Source organism: uncultured Alistipes sp. (genome assembly GCF_949296715.1).
Lineage (GTDB): Bacteria > Bacteroidota > Bacteroidia > Bacteroidales > Rikenellaceae > Alistipes.
Window position 1 is genome coordinate 48,835 of the sequence record NZ_CASFQD010000059.1, and the last position, 22,557, is coordinate 71,391.

15 protein-coding genes are annotated in these 22,557 nt (G+C 66.1%); 10 read left to right on the forward strand and 5 right to left on the reverse strand.

Going from position 1 to position 22,557, the window contains the following annotated elements:
• Window positions 1-4: 4 nt before the first annotated feature.
• The 5 genes from Q1Y33_RS09515 to Q1Y33_RS09535 all read left to right on the forward strand — a co-directional run bounded on the left by Q1Y33_RS09515 (window position 5) and on the right by Q1Y33_RS09535 (window position 8,430).
• Entirely contained in the window at window positions 5-2,224 is a 2,220-nt protein-coding gene (locus Q1Y33_RS09515) for a sodium-translocating pyrophosphatase (RefSeq protein ID WP_300799574.1), read from the forward strand.
• 90 nt (window positions 2,225-2,314) lie between these two features.
• Window positions 2,315-4,543 carry a hypothetical protein gene (locus tag Q1Y33_RS09520; RefSeq protein ID WP_300799576.1) on the forward strand — a complete coding sequence of 743 codons (2,229 nt, stop codon included), beginning with the start codon at window positions 2,315-2,317 and terminating at the stop codon, window positions 4,541-4,543.
• A 129-nt stretch (window positions 4,544-4,672) separates the two neighbouring features.
• Window positions 4,673-5,260: an HAD family phosphatase gene (locus Q1Y33_RS09525; protein ID WP_300799578.1), complete on the forward strand. Its 588-nt coding sequence runs from the start codon at window positions 4,673-4,675 to the stop codon at window positions 5,258-5,260.
• A 111-nt stretch (window positions 5,261-5,371) separates the two neighbouring features.
• The gene (locus Q1Y33_RS09530; protein WP_300799580.1) at window positions 5,372-6,424 is read left to right on the forward strand and encodes an AI-2E family transporter; all 1,053 of its coding nucleotides are present in this window, start codon (window positions 5,372-5,374) and stop codon (window positions 6,422-6,424) included.
• Between the two features lie 152 nt (window positions 6,425-6,576).
• Window positions 6,577-8,430, forward strand: a complete 1,854-nt coding sequence (locus Q1Y33_RS09535; protein ID WP_300799582.1) for a biotin/lipoyl-containing protein — start codon at window positions 6,577-6,579, stop codon at window positions 8,428-8,430.
• 164 nt (window positions 8,431-8,594) lie between these two features.
• Here Q1Y33_RS09535 and Q1Y33_RS09540 read toward each other — a convergent pair whose 3' ends face one another.
• Both Q1Y33_RS09540 and Q1Y33_RS09545 read right to left on the reverse strand, forming a co-directional pair.
• Window positions 8,595-9,452 (reverse strand): bile acid:sodium symporter, encoded by an 858-nt coding sequence (locus tag Q1Y33_RS09540; protein WP_300799584.1) that lies wholly within the window; start codon window positions 9,450-9,452, stop codon window positions 8,595-8,597.
• Between the two features lie 7 nt (window positions 9,453-9,459).
• Window positions 9,460-10,749, reverse strand: a complete 1,290-nt coding sequence (locus Q1Y33_RS09545) for a Na+/H+ antiporter NhaC family protein (RefSeq protein WP_300799586.1) — start codon at window positions 10,747-10,749, stop codon at window positions 9,460-9,462.
• A gap of 434 nt (window positions 10,750-11,183) precedes the next feature.
• Here Q1Y33_RS09545 and Q1Y33_RS09550 point away from each other — a divergent pair, with 434 nt between their 5' ends.
• From Q1Y33_RS09550 to obgE, 5 genes are all read left to right on the forward strand, one after another.
• Entirely contained in the window at window positions 11,184-11,723 is a 540-nt protein-coding gene (locus Q1Y33_RS09550) for a helix-turn-helix transcriptional regulator (protein WP_300799588.1), read from the forward strand.
• Window positions 11,724-11,919: 196 nt separating this feature from the next.
• Complete coding sequence (locus tag Q1Y33_RS09555; protein WP_300799590.1) at window positions 11,920-14,418, forward strand: heavy metal translocating P-type ATPase; 2,499 nt, start codon at window positions 11,920-11,922, stop codon at window positions 14,416-14,418.
• A gap of 373 nt (window positions 14,419-14,791) precedes the next feature.
• Entirely contained in the window at window positions 14,792-17,209 is a 2,418-nt protein-coding gene (locus tag Q1Y33_RS09560; protein WP_300799592.1) for a TonB-dependent receptor, read from the forward strand.
• Window positions 17,210-17,300: 91 nt separating this feature from the next.
• Window positions 17,301-18,407 carry an alanine dehydrogenase gene (gene ald / locus Q1Y33_RS09565; protein WP_300799594.1) on the forward strand — a complete coding sequence of 369 codons (1,107 nt, stop codon included), beginning with the start codon at window positions 17,301-17,303 and terminating at the stop codon, window positions 18,405-18,407.
• Window positions 18,408-18,699: 292 nt separating this feature from the next.
• A complete protein-coding gene (gene obgE, locus Q1Y33_RS09570; RefSeq protein ID WP_300799595.1) occupies window positions 18,700-19,710 on the forward strand; it encodes a GTPase ObgE in 1,011 nt (336 codons plus the stop codon).
• Here the strand turns inward: obgE and Q1Y33_RS09575 are convergent.
• From Q1Y33_RS09575 to serB, 3 genes are read right to left on the reverse strand one after another with little or no spacing between them, the layout of a single operon-like run.
• Entirely contained in the window at window positions 19,676-20,518 is an 843-nt protein-coding gene (locus Q1Y33_RS09575) for a DUF5689 domain-containing protein (RefSeq protein ID WP_300799597.1), read from the reverse strand. The two genes, obgE and Q1Y33_RS09575, sit on opposite strands and share 35 nt — an antisense overlap.
• On the reverse strand, window positions 20,496-21,257 hold the full coding sequence (locus Q1Y33_RS09580; protein WP_300799622.1) for a DUF5689 domain-containing protein: 762 nt from the start codon (window positions 21,255-21,257) through the stop codon (window positions 20,496-20,498). The genes Q1Y33_RS09575 and Q1Y33_RS09580 overlap by 23 nt, the downstream gene beginning before the upstream one ends.
• Window positions 21,257-22,480 carry a phosphoserine phosphatase SerB gene (serB, locus tag Q1Y33_RS09585; protein WP_300799623.1) on the reverse strand — a complete coding sequence of 408 codons (1,224 nt, stop codon included), beginning with the start codon at window positions 22,478-22,480 and terminating at the stop codon, window positions 21,257-21,259. Before serB ends, Q1Y33_RS09580 begins: the two co-directional genes overlap by 1 nt.
• Window positions 22,481-22,557: the final 77 nt, after the last annotated feature.

A 22,557-nucleotide genomic window follows, 5' to 3' on the forward strand; every position in this document is an offset into this window, starting at 1 on the left:
TAATATGACGAACACTCCGATGATTTTCTGGGTCGTACCCGTCGCTTCCGTCGTCGCGCTGGCCTTTGCCTGGGCCTTCTACCGCCTGATGAAGCGCGAGGACGAGGGTACGCCGCGCATGCGCGAGATCGCCGCGCACGTGCGCATGGGCGCCATGGCCTACCTGCGGCAGCAGTACAAGGTCGTGGGGCTCGTTTTCGTGGTTCTGGCACTCTTCTTCGCCTACCTGGCCTACGGGGCGGGCGTGCAGAACGGATGGGTGCCCTTCGCCTTCCTCACGGGCGGCTTCTTCTCGGGCCTGGCCGGATACTTCGGCATGAAGACCGCAACCTACGCCTCGGCCCGCACGGCCAATGCCGCGCGGCAGTCGCTTGACCGCGGCCTGAAGGTCGCCTTCCGCAGCGGCGCTGTGATGGGTCTCGTGGTCGTGGGCCTCGGCCTGCTCGATATCTCGTTCTGGTATATGATCCTGAACCACTTTGTTGAGGCAACGGGTCCGCAGAAGCTCGTGGCCATCACCACGACGATGCTGACCTTCGGCATGGGTGCCTCGACGCAGGCGCTCTTCGCGCGTGTCGGCGGCGGCATCTACACGAAGGCGGCCGACGTGGGCGCCGACCTTGTGGGCAAGGTCGAAGCCGGCATTCCGGAGGACGACCCGCGCAACCCGGCGACCATCGCCGACAACGTGGGCGACAACGTGGGCGACGTGGCCGGCATGGGTGCCGACCTCTATGAGAGCTACTGCGGCTCGGTGCTGGCGACGGCGGCCCTCGGTGCCGCGGCCTTCGCCACGACGGGCGGCGAGACGATGCAGCTCAAGGCCGTGCTGGCGCCGATGCTGATTGCCGCCGTGGGCATCGTCCTCTCGATTATCGGCATCTTCCTCGTGCGCACGAAGGAGGGGGCGTCGATGCGGGAGCTGCTGCGCTCGCTCGGGCGCGGCGTGAATGTCAGCTCGGCGCTCATCGCCGTGGCGACGTTCGGCATCCTCTACCTGCTTGACATCCAGAACTGGGTCGGCCTCTCGTGCTCGGTCATCACGGGCCTCGTGGCCGGCATCATCATCGGCCAGGCAACCGAATACTACACGTCGCACTCCTACAAGCCGACGCAGAAGATCGCCGGCAGCGCGCAGACGGGTCCCGCCACGGTCATCATCGCCGGCGTGGGCTCGGGCATGATCTCGACGGCGATTCCCGTCGTGACAATCGGCGTGGCGATTATCCTGGCCTACCTCTGCGCCATCGGCTTCGACATGGAGCAGATGCTTGCGCCGCAGAACATGTCGCTGGGCCTCTACGGCATCGGCATCGCGGCCGTGGGCATGCTCTCGACGCTGGGCATCACGCTGGCGACCGACGCCTACGGACCCATTGCCGACAATGCGGGCGGCAACGCCGAGATGAGCGGCCTGGGTGCCGAGGTGCGCAAGCGCACCGATGCGCTCGACGCGCTGGGCAACACGACGGCCGCCACGGGCAAGGGCTTCGCCATCGGTTCGGCGGCCCTGACGGCGCTGGCGCTGCTGGCCTCCTACATCGAGGAGATACGCATCGGCCTGCTGCACAACGGCATTGAGGTGCTTGCGATGCCGAACGGCACGGAGCAGCTCGTGCAGAGCGCCTCGATCCTCGATTTCATGGAGTACTACCGCATCTCGCTGATGAACCCCACGGTGCTCATCGGCATCTTCATCGGTGCGATGATGTCGTTTCTCTTCTGCGGTCTGACGATGAATGCCGTGGGACGCGCCGCCGAGAGCATGGTGCAGGAGGTGCGGCGCCAGTTCCGCGAGATCAAGGGCATCCTCACGGGCGAGGGTACGCCCGACTATGCGCGCTGCGTGGCCATCTCGACGCGCGGAGCACAGCGTGAGATGCTCTTCCCGAGTCTGCTGGCGATCATCGTGCCGGTGGTCGTGGGCCTTGTCTTCGGCGTGGCGGGCGTCATGGGCCTGCTTGTCGGCGGCCTGAGCTCGGGCTTCGTGCTGGCGGTCTTCATGGCCAATGCCGGCGGTGCGTGGGACAACGCCAAGAAGATGATCGAGGAGGGACACTACGGAGGCAAGGGCTCCGAGTGCCACAAGGCAACGGTCGTGGGCGATACGGTGGGCGATCCGTTCAAGGATACGTCGGGCCCGTCGCTCAACATCCTCGTCAAGCTCATGTCGATGGTCGCCATCGTCATGGCCGGTCTGACCGTGGCTTTCCACCTCTTCTGATCGGATTACCTATTATTATAGTTTATAGGGCCTCGCCTTCCGGACGGGGCCCTTTTTTGGAAATCATGTCGAACCGAACTTTCTGAATCCATGCGAAAGATTCTTTTGCCGCTGCTGTTGCTGGGCGTCTCGTGCGGCAGCGATGTCGTGTACCGCACCGCAAGTTACGAGCTGTTGCGCGACGGGGTGGTGCAGGCACAATATACGGCCCGCGTGCTCTCCGATACGGAGATCGTCTCCGACTTCACGGGTGCCGCGCCGGGCGCCGACAGCGTGGCCGAACAGCGCTGGCGGCTCGGGACCGATATCTCGGCCTATCCCCGGTTGAGCGGGGGCCTGCCCGTCGAACGGGTCATGTACAACCTTTCGCTCGACGAGGTGAACCGTGCCGTCGAGCCCGATTCGACGCTCCGCACTGGCCGGAACTGGAGCGGCGTGTGGACGCGCGACGTGAGCTACAGCATCCTGCTGGCCATGGCGCACGTGCAGCCCGAGGTGGCGAAAAAGAGCCTGATGCGCAAGGTCGACCCTCTGGGCCGCATCGTGCAGGATACGGGTACGGGCGGTGCCTGGCCCGTCTCGTCGGACCGCATGATCTGGGCCGTGGCGGCCTACGAGGTCTACAAGGTCACGGGTGACGAAGCGTGGCTCGATACGGTCTGGCCCGTGATCCGCCGTTCGGTGGAGGACGACATGCAGGTGGTCTACGATCCCGTCACGCAGCTCGTGCGCGGCGAGAGCTCCTTCCTCGACTGGCGCGAGCAGGAGTATCCGCGCTGGATGCAGCCGGCGGACATCTATGCCAGCGAGAACCTCGGGACCTGCGCCGTGCACTGCCGCGCCTGCGAGGTGCTCGCCGAGATCGCGGCCCGGCGGGGTGAGGCGGAGCTTGCCGCGAGGTACGCCCGCCATGCCGCACTGCTGCGCGAAGGGATCAACGCCCGGCTCTGGATCGAGGAGCGGGGCTACTACGGGCAGTTCCTCTACGGACGCGACACGCTGCTGCTGTCGCCCCGCAGCGAGACGCTCGGCGAGGCGCTCTGCATCCTGTGGGACATCGCCCCGGCCGAGCGTGCCGCACGCATCGTCGAGCAGGTCCCGTCGCTCGATTTCGGCACGCCGTGTTTCTTCCCGGGCATTCCCGACGTGCCGCCCTACCACAACGATGCCGTGTGGCCCTTCGTGCAGGCCTACTGGACGCTGGCGGCGGCCCGCACGGGCAACGAACCCAACGTCCTCCACGGCATCGGCGCCATCTGGCGGGCCGCGCTGCTCTTCCTGACCAATCAGGAGAACTTCGTCAGCTGGTCCGGCGACCGCCACGGCACGCAGATCAACTCGGCGAACATGCTGTGGAGCCTTTCGGGCAACCTCGCCCTTACGTACCGCCTGCTCTTCGGCATCGGCTTCGAGGCCGACGGGCTGCGCTTCGCCCCCTTCGTTCCCGAGGCGCTCGACGCGCCGCGGCGTCTGGAGAATTTCCGCTACCGCGAGGCGCTGCTCGATATCTCGCTGTCGGGCTGGGGCAACCGCATCGCCTCGTTCCGCGTGGACGGCGTCGAGCAGGAGCCCTTCCTGGCGGATACCCTCCGCGGACGGCACGCCGTCGAGATACGCCTGGCATCGGAGCCGCTGCCCGCAGGCCGGATCAACCTGACCGAAAACCTGTACTCGCCCCGCACTCCCGAGGCGGACTTCGGCATCGACCGTCTGCTCTGGGAGCCCGAGGAGGACTGCACCTACCGCATCTACCGCGACGGGGCGCCTGTCGGTGAGACCTCCGACGCCGTGTTCCCGCTGCCCGACGACGCGACCGGGAGCTGGCAGGTGACGGCCCTTTCGGCCGAAGGGGTCGAGTCGTTCGCCAGCGAGCCCGTCGCGAGCTACCGCACGACGCGCCTTTACGAGGCGGAGGACTATGCCCCGGCTGCCGCCTGTCCCTACGAGGGGTATTCGGGCCGCGGGTTCGTCGAGATCGCCCGGACGGTCAACCGGCGGATCGAGATTCCGATCCGGATCGGGGAGCCGGGAGAGTACGTCCTTGCGTGGCGCTATGCCAACGGCAACGGCGCGGTGGAGACGCACAACCGCTGTGCGCTGCGCACGATGCGTGTGGACGGTGCGCATGCCCGCTGCGTGGTCTTCCCGCAGCGCGGCGAAGGGGCCTGGGACGAATGGGGCCTGACGAACCGTGTCCGCATGGCCCTCACGCCGGGCCGTCATGTCGTGACGCTGGAGTTCTGTCCGTGGAACGAGAACATGCACATGGAGGTCAATCAGGCGATGGTGGACTGCCTGGTGGTCTCGCGCGCCGACTGATTCTTCGGCCGGTGAGCGGGAGGTCCGGAACCGTTCCGGACCTCCCGCGCCGTATCCGGACGGGAGGGGACCGGCTTTTTTTGCCGTCCGCACCGGAGAAATGTCGGGCGAAAAGCGTATCTTTGCCGCATGAAAAATATCGTTTTCGACCTCGGCGGCGTCCTTTTCGCCCGCGACAAGCACAAGTGCACACCCGAATTCATCGACTTTTTCCGCTTCATCCGCACCGACCCGATGCCCGACTTCTGGGTCGAGTACGACCGCGGTACGCTGACGCTCGATCAGGTGATCGACGCCCTGTGCGCCCTGCACGGATGCACGCCTGACGTGGCCCGGGCCCATGTGCGGGAGGCGATCGACCGGCAGGAGCCCGTGCGGGCGACCGAACGGCTCGTCGGCGAGCTGAAGCGGGCAGGATACCGCCTCTACGTGCTGTCGAACATGTCGCGCGAGTTCATCGACTTCCTGCGGCGCGCCGACGTCTACGCGCTCTTCGACGGCGAGGTCGTCTCGTGCGAGGAGGGTACGGTCAAGCCCGAGCCGCGCATCTACCGCATCCTGCTCGACCGTTACGGGCTCACCCCGGCCGATACGCTCTTCATCGACGACCGCACGGCCAACATCGCCGCGGCACGCGAGGCCGGCATCGACGGCTTCCTGTTCGATGCGCACGATCCCGAGGCTTCGTGCGAAGCCCTGCGGCAGCGCCTGCTCTGACGACGCACGGTGCCGTGCGGGCCTGCTCTGCCCGGCGGCCGTCCGCCTTTTTTCCGCCTTCATGCTCCGCGGCATCCGTTTGCGGCACGCTCCTTGCGCTGCAGGCGGCGTATGGCTTCGATCCGTGAACGATACTGGCGCTATTCGCTCGTCGCCCTCATCCTCGGCATGGGGGTGACGGTCTTCGTCGAGCTGATTCCCTTTCTGGGCGGCCTGCTGGGTGCCGCGACGATCTACGTGCTGCTGCGCGGGCAGATGGTCCGCCTCACCGAACACCGGCACTGGCGGCGCAGTGCGGCGGCGTGGCTGCTGCTGGGCGAGGCCGTTCTCTGTTTCCTCATCCCGATCAGCGGCATCGTGTGGCTCGTCGTCGGCAAGGTGCAGGACGTGACGCTCGACCCGCAGTCGCTCGTCGCGTCGGTCCGGCATGTCGCCGGCGTGATCCGCATCCATACGGGCTACGACCTCTGGCAGGAGAGCAACCTGCGCGAGCTGCTGGGGTATCTGCCGAAGGTAGGGCAGCAGCTCGTCGAGGCAATCGGCAGCTTTGCCGTCAATGTCGTCGTGCTGCTCTTCGTGCTCTACTTCCTGCTCGTCGGCGGCTGCCGCATGGAGGCCTACGTCCGCGAAATGCTCCCCTTCAGCCGCAGCGAGGGGAGCGACGTGCTGCGCGAAATCCACCGCATCGTCCGCTCGAACGCCATCGTCATCCCGCTGCTGGCCCTCGCGCAGGGATTTGTTGCCTGGGTGGGCTACGTGATCTTCGGTGTGCACGGGACGCTGATATGGGGCGTGCTGACGGGCTTCGCCACGGTGATCCCGATCGTCGGCACGGCGCTCGTGTGGGTGCCCCTGGCCCTCTACATGGGGCTGGCGGGGCAGTGGGGAGAGGCCGTCGGGCTGCTGCTCTACGGCGTGCTGGTCGTCACGCAGGTCGACAACATCCTGCGCATGGTCCTGCAGAAGAAACTCGACAACACGCATCCGCTCGTCACGATCTTCGGCGTCATCATCGGACTGTCGCTCTTCGGCTTCATCGGCCTGATCTTCGGGCCGCTCCTGCTGGCGATGCTCGTCTTTTGCGTCGACCTCTTCAAGCGCAAGTACCTCGACGTCGCGCCCGGCCGCGAACTTTTCGATCCGGACGGTGCTCCGGAGCGTTGAAACACCGCGTGAGGAGCTGTGATTTACGGAAAGTAAGTTCCGGTGGTGATTTTTTGCAAATTTTTTCGCAAAATTGTTGGAAATCCGAATTGTTTATTATCTTTGTTATCGGAATAACAGTAACGCAGTAAAACCCTTAAATTTCCTATACAATGGCGAGAAATCTCAAGATCAGAGACCTTACGTTGCGCGACGGACAGCAGTCCTCGTTCGCAACCCGCATGAACCAGGCACAAATCGACCGTTGCCTGCCTTATTACAAGGATGCGAATTTCTATGCGATGGAGGTGTGGGGCGGAGCCGTGCCCGACTCGGTGATGCGCTACCTGAACGAGAACCCCTGGACCCGTCTGGAGAGCATTCACAAGGCGGTGGGCAACGTCTCGAAGCTCACGGCCCTGTCGCGCGGCCGCAACCTGTTCGGCTATTCGCCCTACACGGATGAGATCATCGACGGCTTCTGCCGCAACGCCATCGAGAGCGGTCTGGGCATCATGCGTATCTTCGACGCCCTGAACGACGTGGACAACGTGAAGTCGACGGTCAAGTACGTGAAGCAGTACGGCGGCATCGCCGACTGCGCCGTCTGCTATACGGTCGACCCGAAATACCCCGAACCGACCTTCATGCAGCGCCTGATGGGCAAGAAGAAGCACGAGCAGGTCTTCACCGACGCCTACTTCCTCGACAAGGCCCGCCAGATGGCGGCCCTCGGCGCCGACATGATTACGATCAAGGACATGTCGGGCCTGATTCCGCCGCGCCGCGTGGCCACGCTCGTCAAGCTCTTCAAGCAGCACCTCTCGATTCCGGTCGACTTCCACACCCACTGTACGCCGGGCTACGGTCTGGCTTCGGTGCTCGCGGCCATCGTGGCGGGCGTCGACATCGTCGACACCAACTGCTGGTATTTCGGCGGCGGCACGGGCGCCCCGGCCATCGAGCTGGTCTACGTCTTCTGCAAGAAGCTCGGCATCGACATCGGCGTCAACATGGAGGCCGTGGCGAAGATCAACACGCAGCTGCGTGAGATCCGCAAGGAGCTGAACATGTCGGTATTCGGCGTGGAGAAGCCCGAACCCAAGCCGTTCAACCCGCTGACGGACAAGCTGCCCGCCGAGATCGACGCGCTGTTCGACGCCGCCATCAAGGCTGCGCAGAACGACGACGAGGAGGCGACGATCGCCGCCTGCCGCAAGATCGAGGCCCACTTCGGCTTCCCGGCACCGAACGAACTGGTGCAGAAGGCCGAAATCCCGGGCGGCATGTACTCGAACATGGTGGCCCAGCTCAAGCAGCTCAAGTCGGAGGAGATTCTGCCCCGCGCCATGGAGCTCATCCCGTCGGTGCGTCTGGCTGCGGGTCTGCCGCCTCTGGTGACCCCGACGTCGCAGATCGTCGGCGCACAGGCCGTGAACTGCGCCCTCGACGAGAAGGCCGGACGTCCGATGTACACCAACAAGTCGTCGCAGTTCGTCGGTCTGGTGAAGGGCGAGTACGGCAAGACGCCCGTGAAGATCGATCCGGAGTTCCGCTTCAAGATCTGCGGCGTGCGTGAGGAGACGCCCTACGATACGTCGAAATACCAGATGCAGCCCAACCCCGAACTTCCGGAGGCCGGAGGCGTGAAGCTCGCCGCCAACGAGAAGGAGGTGCTGCTGCTCGAGCTCTTCCCGCTCGTGGCCAAGACCTTCCTGACCGAACAGAAGAAGAAGGCCTACGAGGCTGCGAAGCCCGCCGCTCCGAAGGCCGAGGAGAAGCCCGTCGAGGAGAAGAAGCAGGCCGTCATCACGGGCAACACCGTGACGGCTCCGCTGCCGGGCCGCATCATCGAGATCAAGGTGAAGGTCGGCGACGAGGTCAAGGCCGGACAGGAGGTCGTCGTGCTCGAAGCCATGAAGATGGAGAATGCCGTCTCGACCGACTATTCGGGCAAGGTGAAGCAGGTCCTCGTGCAGGCGGGCGACACCGTGGCGACGGATGCCGTGCTGCTCGAGATCGAGTAACCGTCCGACTGCCGGTTTGCAAAGCACCCGCAGTGCCTCGTGGCGCTGCGGGTGCTTTCGTGTGCGGGGGTGCCGGGCGGAAGGCACGACAGCCCCCCCCTGGCCGGGAAGTTTCGCTGCCGGTACCGGGTTTCGGCTGCGGCCGAGAGCGTGCGGATGGCGGACTACCGGGCCGTGCCGCGCAGGGTTTTCAGGTAGGCGAGCAGGATGACGTTCATCATCAGGGCGTAGACGATCGCCGGGATGGCCATTTGCGGAGAGTCGAAGATCAGCGGCGACGAGGCGATGGCGATGGCCTGTGCGGCGTTCTGCATGCCGACCTCGATGACGATCGTGCGCCGGGCTTTGCGTCCGGTCCGCAGCATGCGCGAGAGGAGCGCCCCGCCGAGCATGGCAAGCAGGATCAGCGCTGCGGCGGCCATGCCGAGACGGCCCAGGTGCCGGAGAATCGTGTCGGCGTATTGCAGGAAGAAGAGCGCCGCGAGCAGCATCAGGGCCGGGAAGGCGATGCGTCCCAGCAGGGCGTGGAGCCGCTCGGCCCGCTGCGGGCAGCGGTGGCGGTAGAGTGCGCCGGCAGCCATCGGCAGGAACTGCAGGACGATGTTCTGCAGGAAGAGCCGCCCGGTGGGCAGGTGGATGGCCATGTCGGAGTGGGTGGCGGCGAAGCGCGTGGCAAGGCTCATGACGGCGGGGATGGTGAAGAGCGTGATGATGCTGCTCAAGGCCGTCAGCGTCACCGAGAGGGCGACGTCGCCCTTGGCCAGCATCGAAAAGACGTTCGACGAACTGCCGCCCGGGCAGCAGGCGATGAGCATCAGTCCCAGAAAGAAGAGCGGCGGCAGGCGGAAGGCAAGGGCCACGCCGAAGGCGATGAGCGGCAGCAGCAGAAGCTGTCCGGCAAGCCCTGCGGCAACGGCTCCCGGGCGGCGGACGACGCGGCGGAAGGAGGCGCGGTCGAGCTCCATGCCGAGTTGGAACATCAGCAGCGTGAGGATGGGCAGTACGATCCAGATGGTGTTCACGGCCGGGTCAGATTTTGCGGGGATAGCGCAGCAGGATGGCCAGGATGGCGCCGCAGCCCATGACGAAGGGGTAGTAGAGGTAGCGGATGATCTCCAGCGGCGAGAGCCCCGTGAGGCTGGCGGCCATGAGCAGCTGTGCGCCGTAGGGGAGCAGCCCCTGCGTGAAGCACGAGAAGGTGTCGAGCAGGCTGGCGCTGCGCCGGCGGTCGATGCCGAAGCGGTCGGCGATCTTGCGGGCGATGGGACCCACGGTCAGGATGGCAATCGTGTTGTTGGCCGTGCAGAGGTTCGAGAGGCAGACGAGCCCCGCGATGGTCCCCTCGGCGCCGCGTCGTCCCCGGATGTGGCGCGTCATGCGGTCGATCAGGTAGTCGATGCCGCCGTTCAGGCGGATCAGTTCGAGCAGCCCGCCAGCCAGCATCGTGATGATGATGAGCTCGCCCATGCCCGTGATGCCTTCGCCCATGCTGCCGCACCAGCCCAGCGTGCCGAAACTGCCCGTTGCGATGCCGATCACCCCCGTCGCGAGGATGCCCAGCAGCAGGACCTTCATGACGTTCATGCCGCCGACGGCCGTCACGAGAACGAGCAGGTAGGGCAGCACCTTGATCCACTCGATGCGTTCGGGCGCTGCGATCTGCGGGGCTTGGCTCCCCGTGAAGAGGTAGATGCCCAGCGTCACGAGGGCCGCGGGGGCGACGATGCGGATGTTGACGCGGAACTTGTCGCGCAGGTCGCATTCCTGCGTGCGCGTGGCTGCGATGGTCGTGTCGGAGATGAACGAGAGGTTGTCGCCGAAGAAGGCGCCGCCGACTACGATGCCCATGAGCCACGCCTCGTTCATCGTGGTCTGCTCGGCCAGCCCTGCGGCGACAGGGCCCAGGGCGACGATCGTCCCGACGGAGGTCCCGACGGAGAGCGACACGAAACAGGCCGCAAGAAAGAGCCCCGCGGGGAGGAGCGTGCCCGGCAGCAGATGGAGCGTGAGGTTCACCGTGGCATCCACGGCGCCCATGCTGCGGGCCGACTCGGCGAAGGCCCCGGCAAGGATGAAGATCCAGATCATGAGCAGGATGTTGCTGTTCGCGGCTCCGGCCGAGAAGTGCTCGATGCGTTCGGCGAAGGGCAGCCGGCGCGTCGTCGCAACGGCATAGACCGCGGCGGCGAGGAACGCCACGCTGATGGGCATGCGGTAGAAGTCGCCCGTTATGAGCGATGCGGCGAGGTAGGTGGCCAGGAAGACCAGCAGGGGCGTGAGGGCCAGCAGGCTCCCGTGGCGGGTATGTTTTTCGGTCATGGCAGTGACTCTTTGACGGTTCCGGGCCGCAAAGATAGTGCAAGCCGCGCAGAGAACCAAACCCGCGGCAGCCGATCTGCCTTTGTCGGGACGCCGTTGTCGGAGTGCCGGGGCACGGCGCCGGGGGAGGACCATTATCGGAGTATTGGGGTACCATTGTCGGGGTGCCGGGCCCGCTGCCGTTCGGCGGCCGGGCTGCAGTCAGCGATCGGTCTGCGGTCGGACTGCGGACTGTGGTGGATGTTCCGCCGTTCCATGGGCGGATGCCGTCGATTTGCCGTTGTCCCACGGTCGGCCCGGGATCGCGGAGGAGGGGCCTGCTCTCCGATTTTCCGGGCCGGGGTGTTGCACAACCCGCGGCGAAGCGTTATCTTCGCGGTATGGAATCCTTGGACAGAGCGCCGGAGGAGGGTCGGACCTTTCACATCCGGAACATGGTGTGCGACCGTTGCATACTGGTCGTGCGCGACCTCTTCACGCGGCTGGGGCTGGAGCCCGAGTGCGTCGAACTGGGGTACGTGCGAACCGCCGTGCGTCCCGATGCCGCGACGCTGGAGCGGCTGGACGAGGCGCTGCGGGCCGTGGGCTTCGAGCGGCTGGACGATGGCCGCCGCCAGCTGGCCGAGCGGATCCGTACCGAGATCATCCGTCTGGTACACCGAGACGACGTGCCGCTGCGCGTCAACCTCTCGGAATATCTCTCCGAGACGCTGCACCACGAATACAGCGTGTTGAGCAAGCTCTTTTCCGAGGAGACCGGCACGACCGTCGAACGCTGCTACATCGCGCAGCGCATCGAGCGGGTCAAGGAGCTGCTCTCCTACGGCGAGCTTTCGCTCAGCGAGATTGCCGACCGCATGAACTACTCCAGCGTCGCCCACCTGAGCGCCCAGTTCAAGCAGGTTACAGGCCTGACGCCGAGCCGTTACCGGCAGCTGGCGCAGCCTCCGCGCCGACCGCTCGACAAACTCTGACCCCCCCCCTCGGGCCAGCCGCTGCTCCTTTGTCGTCTCTGTCCGCCGTCTTTACCCCCCCCCGTTTCTGCCCGTCGTCTCTGCCCGCTGTTTCTGCCCGTCACCGTGTAAATCTGTAAATCCCGCCCACGATTCTGTAACGTCGGGACGGGGCGTCGTCCGTATCTTTGCACAAACTAGTGACGAAACGAAGATCATGGAACGGAATGAGACACAAACGGGCCTGTTCCCGGTGACGGGCATGCACTGCGCCGCCTGTGTGGCGCGTGTCGAGAAGGCCTTGCGGTATTGTGAGGGGGTGCGCGAAGTCGGGGTGAATCCCGCGACGGCCACGGCCCGCGTGGTTTACGATCCGCAGTGCTGTACGGCCGACGGTTTGCGGAGCGCCGTGCAGGCGGCGGGTTACGACCTGCTGACCGGCGGCGGGGACGAGGCCGCGGATGAAGCTGACCGCCGGGCCGCGGCCGATTACCGGCTGTTGCGGCGGCAGGCGCTGCTGGCCGTTGCGCTGGCGCTGCCCGTGGCCGTGCTTGGCATGTGGTTCCAGTCGGTGGGCTGGGTGCGCTGGGTGCTGTGGCTGCTCGCTTCGGTGACGCTGTTTGTCTGCGGGCGGAGCTTCTTTGTCTCGGCGTGGCGGCAGCTGCGCCACGGGGCAGCCAACATGGATACGCTCGTTGCCGTCAGCACGGGCGTGTCGTATCTCTTCAGCCTCTTCAACCTGCTCTTTCCCCGCGTGTGGGAGAGCCGCGGCATGGAGGCGCACCTCTATTTCGAGTCGGCAAGCGTCGTCATTGCCTTCGTGCTGCTGGGCCGGCTGCTCGAAGCCCGGGCCAAGGGCCGGACGACGGAGGCGCTGCGCAAGCTGATGCGCCTGCAGCCGCAGGAGGTTTCGCTCGTGGAGCCCGACGGCACAATTCGCCGGGTCCGGATCGGCGAGGTGCGCCCGGGTGACCGGCTGCTGGTGCGTCCCGGCGAGCGGATTCCCGTCGACGGCGAGGTCTGCGAGGGCAGCTCCCCGGTCGACGAGAGCCTCTTCAGCGGGGAGCCGCTCCCCGTGCTCAAGCAGCCCGGGGCGGAGCTCTTCGCCGGGACGGTCAACCTGCGCGGGGCGCTGCACATGCGGGCGACCCGCGTGGGCGACGGGACGATGCTTGCCCACATCATCCGGCAGGTGCAGGAGGCGCAGGGTAGCAAGGCGCCCGTGCAGCGGCTCGTGGACCGCGTGGCTGCGGTCTTCGTCCCGGTGGTCATGACGCTGGCCGCGGTGGCATTTGTTGCGTGGTGGGCGGCCGATCCGGCCGACGGCTTCACACGCGGGGTGCTGGCACTGGTTACGGTGCTCGTCGTTGCGTGCCCCTGTGCGCTGGGGCTGGCAACCCCTACGGCCATCGTGGTGGGAATCGGCAAGGGGGCCGAGAACGGCATCCTGATCCGCAATGCCGAGAGTTTGGAGGCGGCGGCCCGCGTGGATGTCGTCGTGCTCGACAAGACCGGCACGCTCACGGAGGGGCGTCCCGAGGTGACCGACCTGATCTGGTGCGGGGACGGCGACCGCCGTGCGGCCTGCTTCAGCGCCCTGGAGCGCTGTTCGACCCATCCGCTGGCTGCGGCCGTGGCGGAGCGGCTCGGCGGACAGCCGCACCCGGAGGTGAGCGACTTTGCGGAGCGGCCCGGTGAGGGGGTCAGCGGCCGGATCGACGGCGAGACCTACCATGCCGGCAATGCGGCTCTGCTGGCGGCTGCGGGCGTGGCGGTCGATGCCAATGCCGCGGCTGCGGCCAACTGGCTCGCCGCGCAGGCGAAGAGCGTCGTCTACTTTGCCGACAGCCGGCGGGTGCTGGCCGTGGCGGGTGTTGCCGACCGGCTCAAGCGCGAGAGTCCGGCGGCGGTTCAGGCCCTCCGGGCACGCGGCATCGACGTCTGGATGGTGACGGGCGATGCGGAGGCTCCGGCGCGTGAAATAGCCCGGCAGGCGGGCATCGAGTCCTTCCGTGCGGGGGTGCTGCCGCAGGGCAAGCGGGATTTCGTGCGGCAGCTGCAGGCCGACGGACATCGCGTGGCGATGGTCGGCGATGGCATCAACGACAGCGCGGCCCTTGCGCAGGCCGACTTCAGCGTTGCCATGGGGCGGGGGAGCGACATCGCGATGGATGCGGCGATGGTGACGATCGTGGGCTCCGATCCGACGAAGATCGCCGAGGCGATCCGCCTTTCGCGGCTCACGCTGCGGACGATCCGTCAGAATCTCGTCTGGGCCTTTCTCTACAACGTGATCGCCATTCCCGTGGCGGCCGGGGTCTTCGAGCCCCTGTTCGGTTTCGGACTGAACCCGATGCTGGCGGGTCTGGCCATGGCATTGAGCAGCCTCTGTGTCGTCGGGAACAGCCTGCGCCTGAAGCGGGCCGTGCTCACGGAGCGCCCGATGCGGCGGATGGCTGCGGAGCATCCTCATACTGAACATACTGAATCTGTTTCTGAAAACAATACAACCATGAAAAAGTATCGTGTGGAAGGCATGATGTGCGACCATTGCCGCGCTCATGTGGAAAAGGCCCTCAATGCGTTGGAGGGTGTATCGGCTCATGTGACGCTCGATCCGGCGGTTGCCGTCGTCGAGTTCTCCGGTCGGGAGTATTCGTTTGCCGAGCTGCAGGCGGCTGTCGCGGCGGCAGGGTATACGCTCCGCGAGATGTAACGGCGGCGCCTGTCCGGCGGAGGAGCCCGCCCCGCCGGGGTGTTCCGTGCGTTTCTCCCCGGAACATCATGATGAAACCTCTCTGAAGGGGCTTTTCGGCGAAGTTCGGCGTAAAAGGTCCTCTTTGGGGTGTCTCTCCGGCGGAGGAGGCAACGGACGGAGCCGGACCGCATGCGTGCCCTCGGGCAGTCTGCGCGGCGGTCGGACGGACTGCGTGCCGGGAAGAGTCGGAACAGGTGCCGGGAAGAGTCGGACCGCGTGCCGGGCGGCGGATGGTGCGCGGAGGGTCGGAAAAGGCGGAGCCGACGGGGATTCGGACGGCGGAAGTGTCGGGAAAAGTCTTATCTTTGTATTCCGAACACGCCGCATCCCCATGACGAAACCCCTGCTGTGTCTGTTGCTGCTGCTGCCGTGCCTGGCGGCGGCCCAGTCCTTCGACGACGGGTATTATCCCTTCGCCGTGCGGGAGGAGCCGCAGCCGATGATCGAGACCGACACGACGCTCTTCTACCGCGCCGTGCAGGCCGCGGAGGATGCCTATGGCCGGATCACCGATTTCAACCTCCCGCAGGTGAGCCTGCGGCGCCGCGGGCAGGAGTTCCGCGACGAGCGCATCGAACTCGACGGCATCGTCGTCTCGTGGCGCCATACGGCGGCCCTGCGGCTGCTGGGTGCTGCGGAGGAGCACACGGCGGGCATTGCGGCGGAGAGCGATGCGCCGGGAGCGGCGGGCGGGGTGCGCCGCTTTGTCTTCACACCGGACGAGGCGCTCACGCCGCACCTGGCGTCGGTGCGTCTGACCGACCGCAACTACCGTGTGGGGGCGAAGGTCTCCTCGTCGCTCGACGTGGGGCGTGGCTGGCGGTTGCGCGTTGCGGCCGATGCCCGCACGGGGCGCGACATGCACGTTGAAGGGGTCTTCACGAATGCCCTGACGGCGGGATTCCACCTCTCGAAACGCTTTGCGGGCGGGTCGGAGTTGTCGCTGCTGGCCGTCGTGCCGCCCTCGGTGCGGGGCACGCGGTTGAGCTCCGTCGGGGAGGCCTTCACGCTGACGGGCGATCCGCTCTACAACCCCGCCTGGGGCTTCCAGCAGGGGCGTGTGCGCAATTCGCGCGTGCGGCGCGAGTGTGTGCCGCTCGGCGTTGCCTCCTGGCGCATGCCCTTGACGGCGAAGACGTCGCTCGCCCTGACCCTCGGCGGCGAGGCGGGCCTGCGCAGGTACAGTGCATTGGGATGGTACGACGCCCGCACGCCCATGCCCGACAACTACCGCTACCTGCCCTCCTATACGGGTGACCGGGAGAGCGAGCAGGCGTGGCGCTCGCGCGATGCCCGCTACACGCAGGTGCGCTGGGACGAGCTGATCGCCCAGAACCGCCTGGCGGGCGGCGAGGCGGTCTATGCGCTCGAGGACCGGGTCGAGCGCATCGGCGACGTGCAGGCCGATGCGGCCTTCGTCACGGAGCTCGACGGGCGGCTGACGCTCCGCTACGGCGGCTGGGTGCGCCGCACGTCGACGCGCCACTACAAGCAGATGCGCGACCTGTTGGGGGCCGATTATCTCGTGGACATCGACCAGTACCTCGTCGACGACGACACCTACGGCAACCTGCTGCAGAACGACCTGCGCCATCCCGACCGGCGGATCGGCCGCGGCGACCGCTTCGGTTACGACTACACCTTCGTCGTGCGCGAGGCGGGTGTGCGTCTGCAGGCCGCCTACCGCTCCGACCGCCTGCGGGCCGATGCGGCCCTCGTGCTGTCGGACGGCGTGATCTTCCGCCGGGGCCACTACGAGAAGGAGCTCTTCCCCGGGTCGCTCTCCTGCGGTGCCTCTCGGCGGCTGCACTTCACACCCTATACGCTGCGGCTCTCGGCCGGCTGGGCCTTCACGCCGCGGCACTACCTCTCGGCCGCGCTGCTCGCCGCCGCCCGCATGCCCGAGGCGGAGGCGCTCTTCTTCCAGCCCCAGTACAACAACCGCACGGTGGATGACCCGGCGGCGGAGAAGAACTACGCCGCAGAGCTTGCTTACCGCATGACGGGCCCCGTTGTCGGGCTGGAGGTGACGGCCTATGCCACGCTGCGGCTCGATGCCGCGCAGACGCAGCGTTACTACGACGACATGGCGGGGCTCTACTGCGACATGTCCGTGAGCGGCATCGGGTGGCGGGCCCTCGGTGTGGAGGCTGCGGCCGATATCCGGCTGTCGCAGCGCTGGAGCCTGGCGCTGGCCGCGTCGGTGCAGCGCAGCGAGTATGTCCGCGATCCGCTGGTCACGGTGCTCTCCGATGCCGACAACACGGTGGTCGACATGCGGGCCGTGAGCCGCATGGGCGGTTGCGTGCCGGGCGGCGCGCCCCGCGCGACGGCCTGTGCCGAGCTGGCCTACTTCGGTCCGAAAGGGTGGGGATGCCGCCTTTCGGCGGGATATGTCGGCGGACGGTATGCCGAGCCCTCCTTCCTGCGGCGCACGGACCGCATCGCCTCCCAGGGCGGCACGTCGCCCGAACTCTTCGACGCTTTCGTGCGGCAGGAGCGGCTGGACGACGCCCTGACACTCGGCGCCTCGCTCTTCAAGAGCTTCTATTTCGACCGTTCGCGCCTGGTCGCCGCCCTGATGCTGCGCAACCTGCTCGGCGACAACGATATGGTATACAGCGCCTACGAGGCGCAGCGCGTGCGCCGCATCGCGGCCGGTGACCAGACCCTCTGGCAGCCCCACGCCACGCGCCTGACCTACGCCCTGCCGCGGTCGTTTTACGTTACGGTTTCGTACCGTTTTTAACGGATATTGTAAAAAATTGTCGGAATTTTTTGGATTTCGATGCAAAATTTGTAATTTGGAGAGGTAAAAACCTTAAAACTTTCAAAAGTCTATGATTATCGGTATTCCCAAAGAGATCAAGAACAACGAGAACCGCGTTGCTCTGACCCCCGCCGGCGCCCAGGAACTTACGCGGCGCGGACACAAGGTGTATGTGCAGGCTACGGCCGGTGTGAACAGCGGCTTTACCGATGATGCCTACAAGACGGTCGGGGCGGAGATCCTGTCCACGATCGAGGAGGTCTACGCCACGGCCGAGATGATTATCAAGGTCAAGGAGCCGATCGCTCCCGAATACAAGCTCATCCGGGCCGGACAGCTCGTCTTCACCTACTTCCACTTCGCCAGCAGCGAGCCCCTGACCCGTGCGATGATCGACAGCGGTGCGGTGTGCTGTGCCTACGAGACCGTCGAACGGGCCGACCGTTCGCTGCCGCTGCTCATCCCGATGTCGGAGGTGGCGGGGCGCATGGCCACGCAGGAGGGACGTTACTTCCTCGAGAAGCCCCGCGGCGGCAAGGGCGTGCTGCTGGGCGGCGTGCCGGGCGTGAAGCCCGCCAAGGTCTTCGTCATCGGCGCGGGTGTCGTCGGTACGGCGGCGGCGCGCACGGCGGCCGGAACGGGTGCCGACGTGACGATCTGCGACATTTCACTGCAACGCCTGACCTATCTGGCCGACGTGATGCCCAAGAACGTCAAGACGCTCATGTCCTCGGAATACAACATCCGCGAGGAGCTCAAGCACGCCGATCTGGTGATCGGTTCGGTGCTGATTCCCGGCGCGAAGGCCCCGAAGCTCGTGACGCGCGACATGCTCAAGCTCATGGAGCCCGGCACGGTGATGGTCGACGTGGCCATCGACCAGGGCGGCTGCTTCGAGACGTCGCGTCCCACGACGCACGAGGACCCCGTTTACTACGTCGACGGCATTCTCCACTACTGCGTGGCCAACATTCCGGGTGCCGTGCCGCGCACCTCAACGCTGGCCCTGACGAACGCCACGCTTCCCTATGCGATCCAGCTGGCCGACAAGGGGTGGCGGCGCGCAGCGCAGGAGAACCCCGAGCTGGCGCTGGGCCTGAACATCGTCGAGGGCAAGGTCGTCTACAAGCCCGTGGCCGAGGCCTGGGGACTGGATTACGAGCCGCTGGCGCTCTGACGCGGCGCTCAAGCAACGGGGAGAGAGGGGGACGGTCGGTTGCGCCGTCTTCCTCTCTTCGCATGCGGCGCATCCGGTGGGGCATGCGGCCGGGTCTGTCCGCGCCCTGTCTGGACCCAGCCCTTGTTTGTCTGCGCCCTGTCCGTGTTGTCCGGGCCTGTTGCCGCTGTCCGCGACCCGTTATCCTCCATCCGCCACTTGAATGCCGGGGCGGGGAGCTGCGGCGGGGCACCGGCAAATAAATTTGCCGCGACGGCTGCTTTGCACTATCTTTGTACCCAAAACCGATGTTATGGCAGGTTCGAACTTTGTAGACTACGTGAAGATATTTGCCCGCTCGGGCCACGGCGGCGCCGGCTCGGCGCATTTCCGCCGCGAGAAATTCGTGGCCTTCGGCGGCCCGGACGGCGGCGACGGCGGCAAGGGCGGCAGCATCGTCCTGCAGGGCGACAAGCAGTACTGGACGCTCATCCACCTCAAGTACCAGCGCCACCAGTTCGCCGAGGACGGCGAGAACGGCTCCGGGGCCCGCTCCTCGGGCAAGGATGCGCGCGACATCGTCATCCCGGTGCCGCTGGGCACCGTGGCGCGCCGCGTCGTCGAGACCGAGGAGGGCACGACGACGGAGTTCGTCGGCGAGGTGACCGAGGACGGCGAGCAGCTCGTGCTGCTGAAGGGCGGACGCGGAGGACTGGGCAACTGGCACTTCAAGAGCGCTACGAACCAGACGCCGCGCTATGCGCAGCCGGGCGAGGAGGGCGACGAAGGGGCCTTCATCCTCGAACTGAAGGTGCTGGCCGACGTCGGGCTCGTGGGATTCCCCAACGCCGGGAAATCGACGCTGCTCTCGGTCGTGTCGGCCGCCAAGCCCAAGATTGCCAACTACGCCTTCACGACGCTCGAACCCAACCTGGGTATCGTCGAGGTGCGCGACCACAAGTCGTTCGTCATGGCCGACATCCCGGGCATCATCGAGGGGGCGCACGAGGGTCGCGGCCTCGGCACGCGCTTCCTGCGCCACATCGAGCGCAACTCGGTGCTGCTTTTCATGATTCCGGCCGACAGCGACGACATCCGCCGCGACTACGACATCCTGCTGGGCGAGCTGACGCAGTACAACCCCGAGCTGCTCGACAAGCAGCGGCTGCTGGCCGTCACGAAGTGCGACATGCTCGACGAGGAGCTCATCGCCGAGATGCGTGCCCACCTGCCCGAGGGCGTGCCCGCGCTCTTCATCTCGTCGGTCTCGGGGCTGAATATCCAGCAGCTCAAGGATATGCTCTGGGAGGCGCTGCAGCGCTGACGAACAGCACGCCGCAGTCGGTGACGCGGAGCGTGAACTTTCCGTTGAAACAGTCGACAATACCGCATAGCGAGCCCGTGCCGGAAGGTACGGGCTCGTCGGCATAGGTGCAGGTCGAGGCGGCGCGCACGGTGAATGTGTTGCCGTCGGTGTCGACGATGCGGTGCTCGGTTGTCGTGTGGCGACCCGTTTCGGGATCGACGGCGCACCACGTGCCGCCGTCGGGGAAGCATACGCCGTCGAGACGGACGTAGCGGTCGATGTCCGCCGTGCCGATTTCAGGGATGGTGCGCAGCTGCGGCTCCGGACGGGAGCCGTCGGGCGGCGAGACCGTCAGGTAGCGGGACAGGTCCGCGGCGGCGATGCGCCCCGGACCGTCGTCCGTCGGCGTCGTCCCGAGGACGAGTTTGCCGCCGTATTCGCAGAGCGTCAGCCCGTTGCAGCGCACGGTCAGCACGTAGCCGAACGGGTAGTCGTAGAAGAGGTCCGTGGCGTCGACGGCGAGGCTGATGCCGCCGTAGGCATCCTCGAGGACGAGTGTCTTGTAGAACTCCCCGAAGCAGTCGTTGCCCGTGATGCGGCCGCGGATGTTGATCTCCTGCCGGACGGCAGTGGCGCCGCTTCGGTCCGCAAGGGCCTTGAGCCGGGTGATGGAGACCGTCTCGTCGTCGGAAGGGCCGCCGTAGCGGGGTGCGGTGGCCCGGTCGTACCCCGCGCCGAAGAGCAGGAGCAGGCAGGTCATTCCGGCGCGCAGCAGCGCGGTGCGTGCCCGTGCCGTTGTCCGGTCATTGCAGCAGGTCCTCTTCATGGCGCGGTTTGAGCAGGTAGTGCCCGGCATCGTCGCGTTGCAGGATGCCCGTGATCGACCCGGGGCCCGTCGGGACCTTCCGGTCGGCAAAGCGGGCGTAGGGGCGGACATAGGTGCGGATTTCGGCTCCCGTATCGTCGCGGAAACGCTTTTCTCCGCTCCACGAACCTTCGATGACCTCTTCGGGCGCATAGCGCAGACCGTCGATGCGGACAAGGCTTCCGCAGCGGGCGGGTGTCAGTTCGGCGATCGTGAGCCGGGTGGGGAGGACTGCTTGCAGTGCTTCATCGTGCCGCTCGACATGGGCGTCGAGCGCGGGTTTCGAGCCGATGTAGTCGGTCGTGTAGCCGCTGCCCGGAGCGGGCTCGCGGCCGACCTGCACGACGCCGCGGCTGCGGCCCGCAGCCAGCCCCTCGAGGTGCAGCGTCACGCGGCATCCCACCGGGAAGTCGTTGTGCAGCTGGTCGATACCGGCCATTACCTCCAGTCCGGCACCCGCCTCCTCGATGCAGAACGTGCGGTAGAAGTTGCCCGCCTCGTCGCTGGTTGTCACTACGCCCTCCAGCACCACGTCGCCCGTGATGGCCGGGGTCTGGCCGACGAGTGCTTCGTTGAAGCGGGCGATCGTCGTCGTGACGGCCGCCGGTTGCGACGGCTTCCCCTCCGTGCGGAAATGCGAGTCGTAGCAGCCGCCGAGCAGCAGTGCCGCGGCGCAGAGTATCGGCCCCGCGTGCGACATCACGGCTCGATGCGCGAATCCTTCAGCCCGAGGAAGTAGAGGATGCCGTCCAGGCCGATCGTCGAGATCGACTGCCGGGCCGTGGCCTTGACCTTGGGCTTGGCGTGGAAGGCGATGCCCAGACCCGCGAGGTTGAGCATCGGCAGGTCGTTCGCTCCGTCGCCGACGGCCACCGACTGCGCGATGTTGATCGACTCGAACTGGCACAGCAGCCGCAGCAGTTCGGCCTTGCGGCGTCCGTCGACGATCTCGCCGACGTAGCGGCCCGTGAGGTGGCCGTCCTCGATCTCGAGTTCGTTGGCGTAGACGTAGTCGAAGCCGTATTTCTGGCGGAGGTAGTTGCCGAAGTAGGTGAAGCCGCCCGAGAGGATCGCCGTCTTGTAGCCCACGCGCTTGAGGATGGTCATCATGCGCTCGAGCCCCTCGGTGATGGGCAGGTTGCGGGCGATGTCCTCCATGACCGAGACGTCGAGTCCCTTGAGCAGGGCGACGCGCTGCGTGAAGCTCTCGCGGAAGTCGATCTCGCCGCGCATGGCGCTGGCCGTGATCTCGCGGACCTTGTCGCCGACACCGGCCCGTTCGGCCAGTTCGTCGATCACCTCCGTCTCGATGAGTGTCGAGTCCATGTCGAAGCAGATCAGACGGCGGCTGCGGCGGTAGATGTCGTCCTTCTGGAAGGAGACGTCGAGCCCGATCTCGGAGAGGTTCATGAAGCCCTCCTGCATGGTGCTGCGGTCGGCGTCGGAGAGCGATCCGCGCACCGAGAGCTCGATGCACGACTTGGCGGCGCGGTTGTCCTCGCTGAGGGGCATGCGGCCCGTGAGGCGCCGGATGGCGTCGATGTTCAGCCCGTGCTGCGCCACGACCTTCGTCACCTCGGCGATGTGGCGCGCCGTGACGGTGCGTCCGAGCAGCGTGATGATGTAGCGGTTCTTGCCCTGGCGTGCGACCCAGTCGTTGTATTTGTGTTCGGGAATCGGCGTGAAGCGGATCATCACGCCCAGCTCCGAAGCCTTGAAAAGCAGCTCCTTCATGATGTTTCCCGACTTGTCGGGCGTGGTCAGGATCAGGATGCCGAGCGTCAGCGACTGGTGGATGTTGGCCTGTCCGATATCGAGAATGAAGGCGTCGTAGCGTGCGAGAATCTCCGTGAGCGACGAGGTCATGCCGGGCTTGTCCTCGCCCGAGATGTTTATCTGGATGATTTCGACGTTGTTTTGCATCATAAGGTCATTTTTGAGGATTAGTTCGACAGAATCGTTAACAAAGTTAATAAAGTTCTCCGTTTTTTGCGTATTTT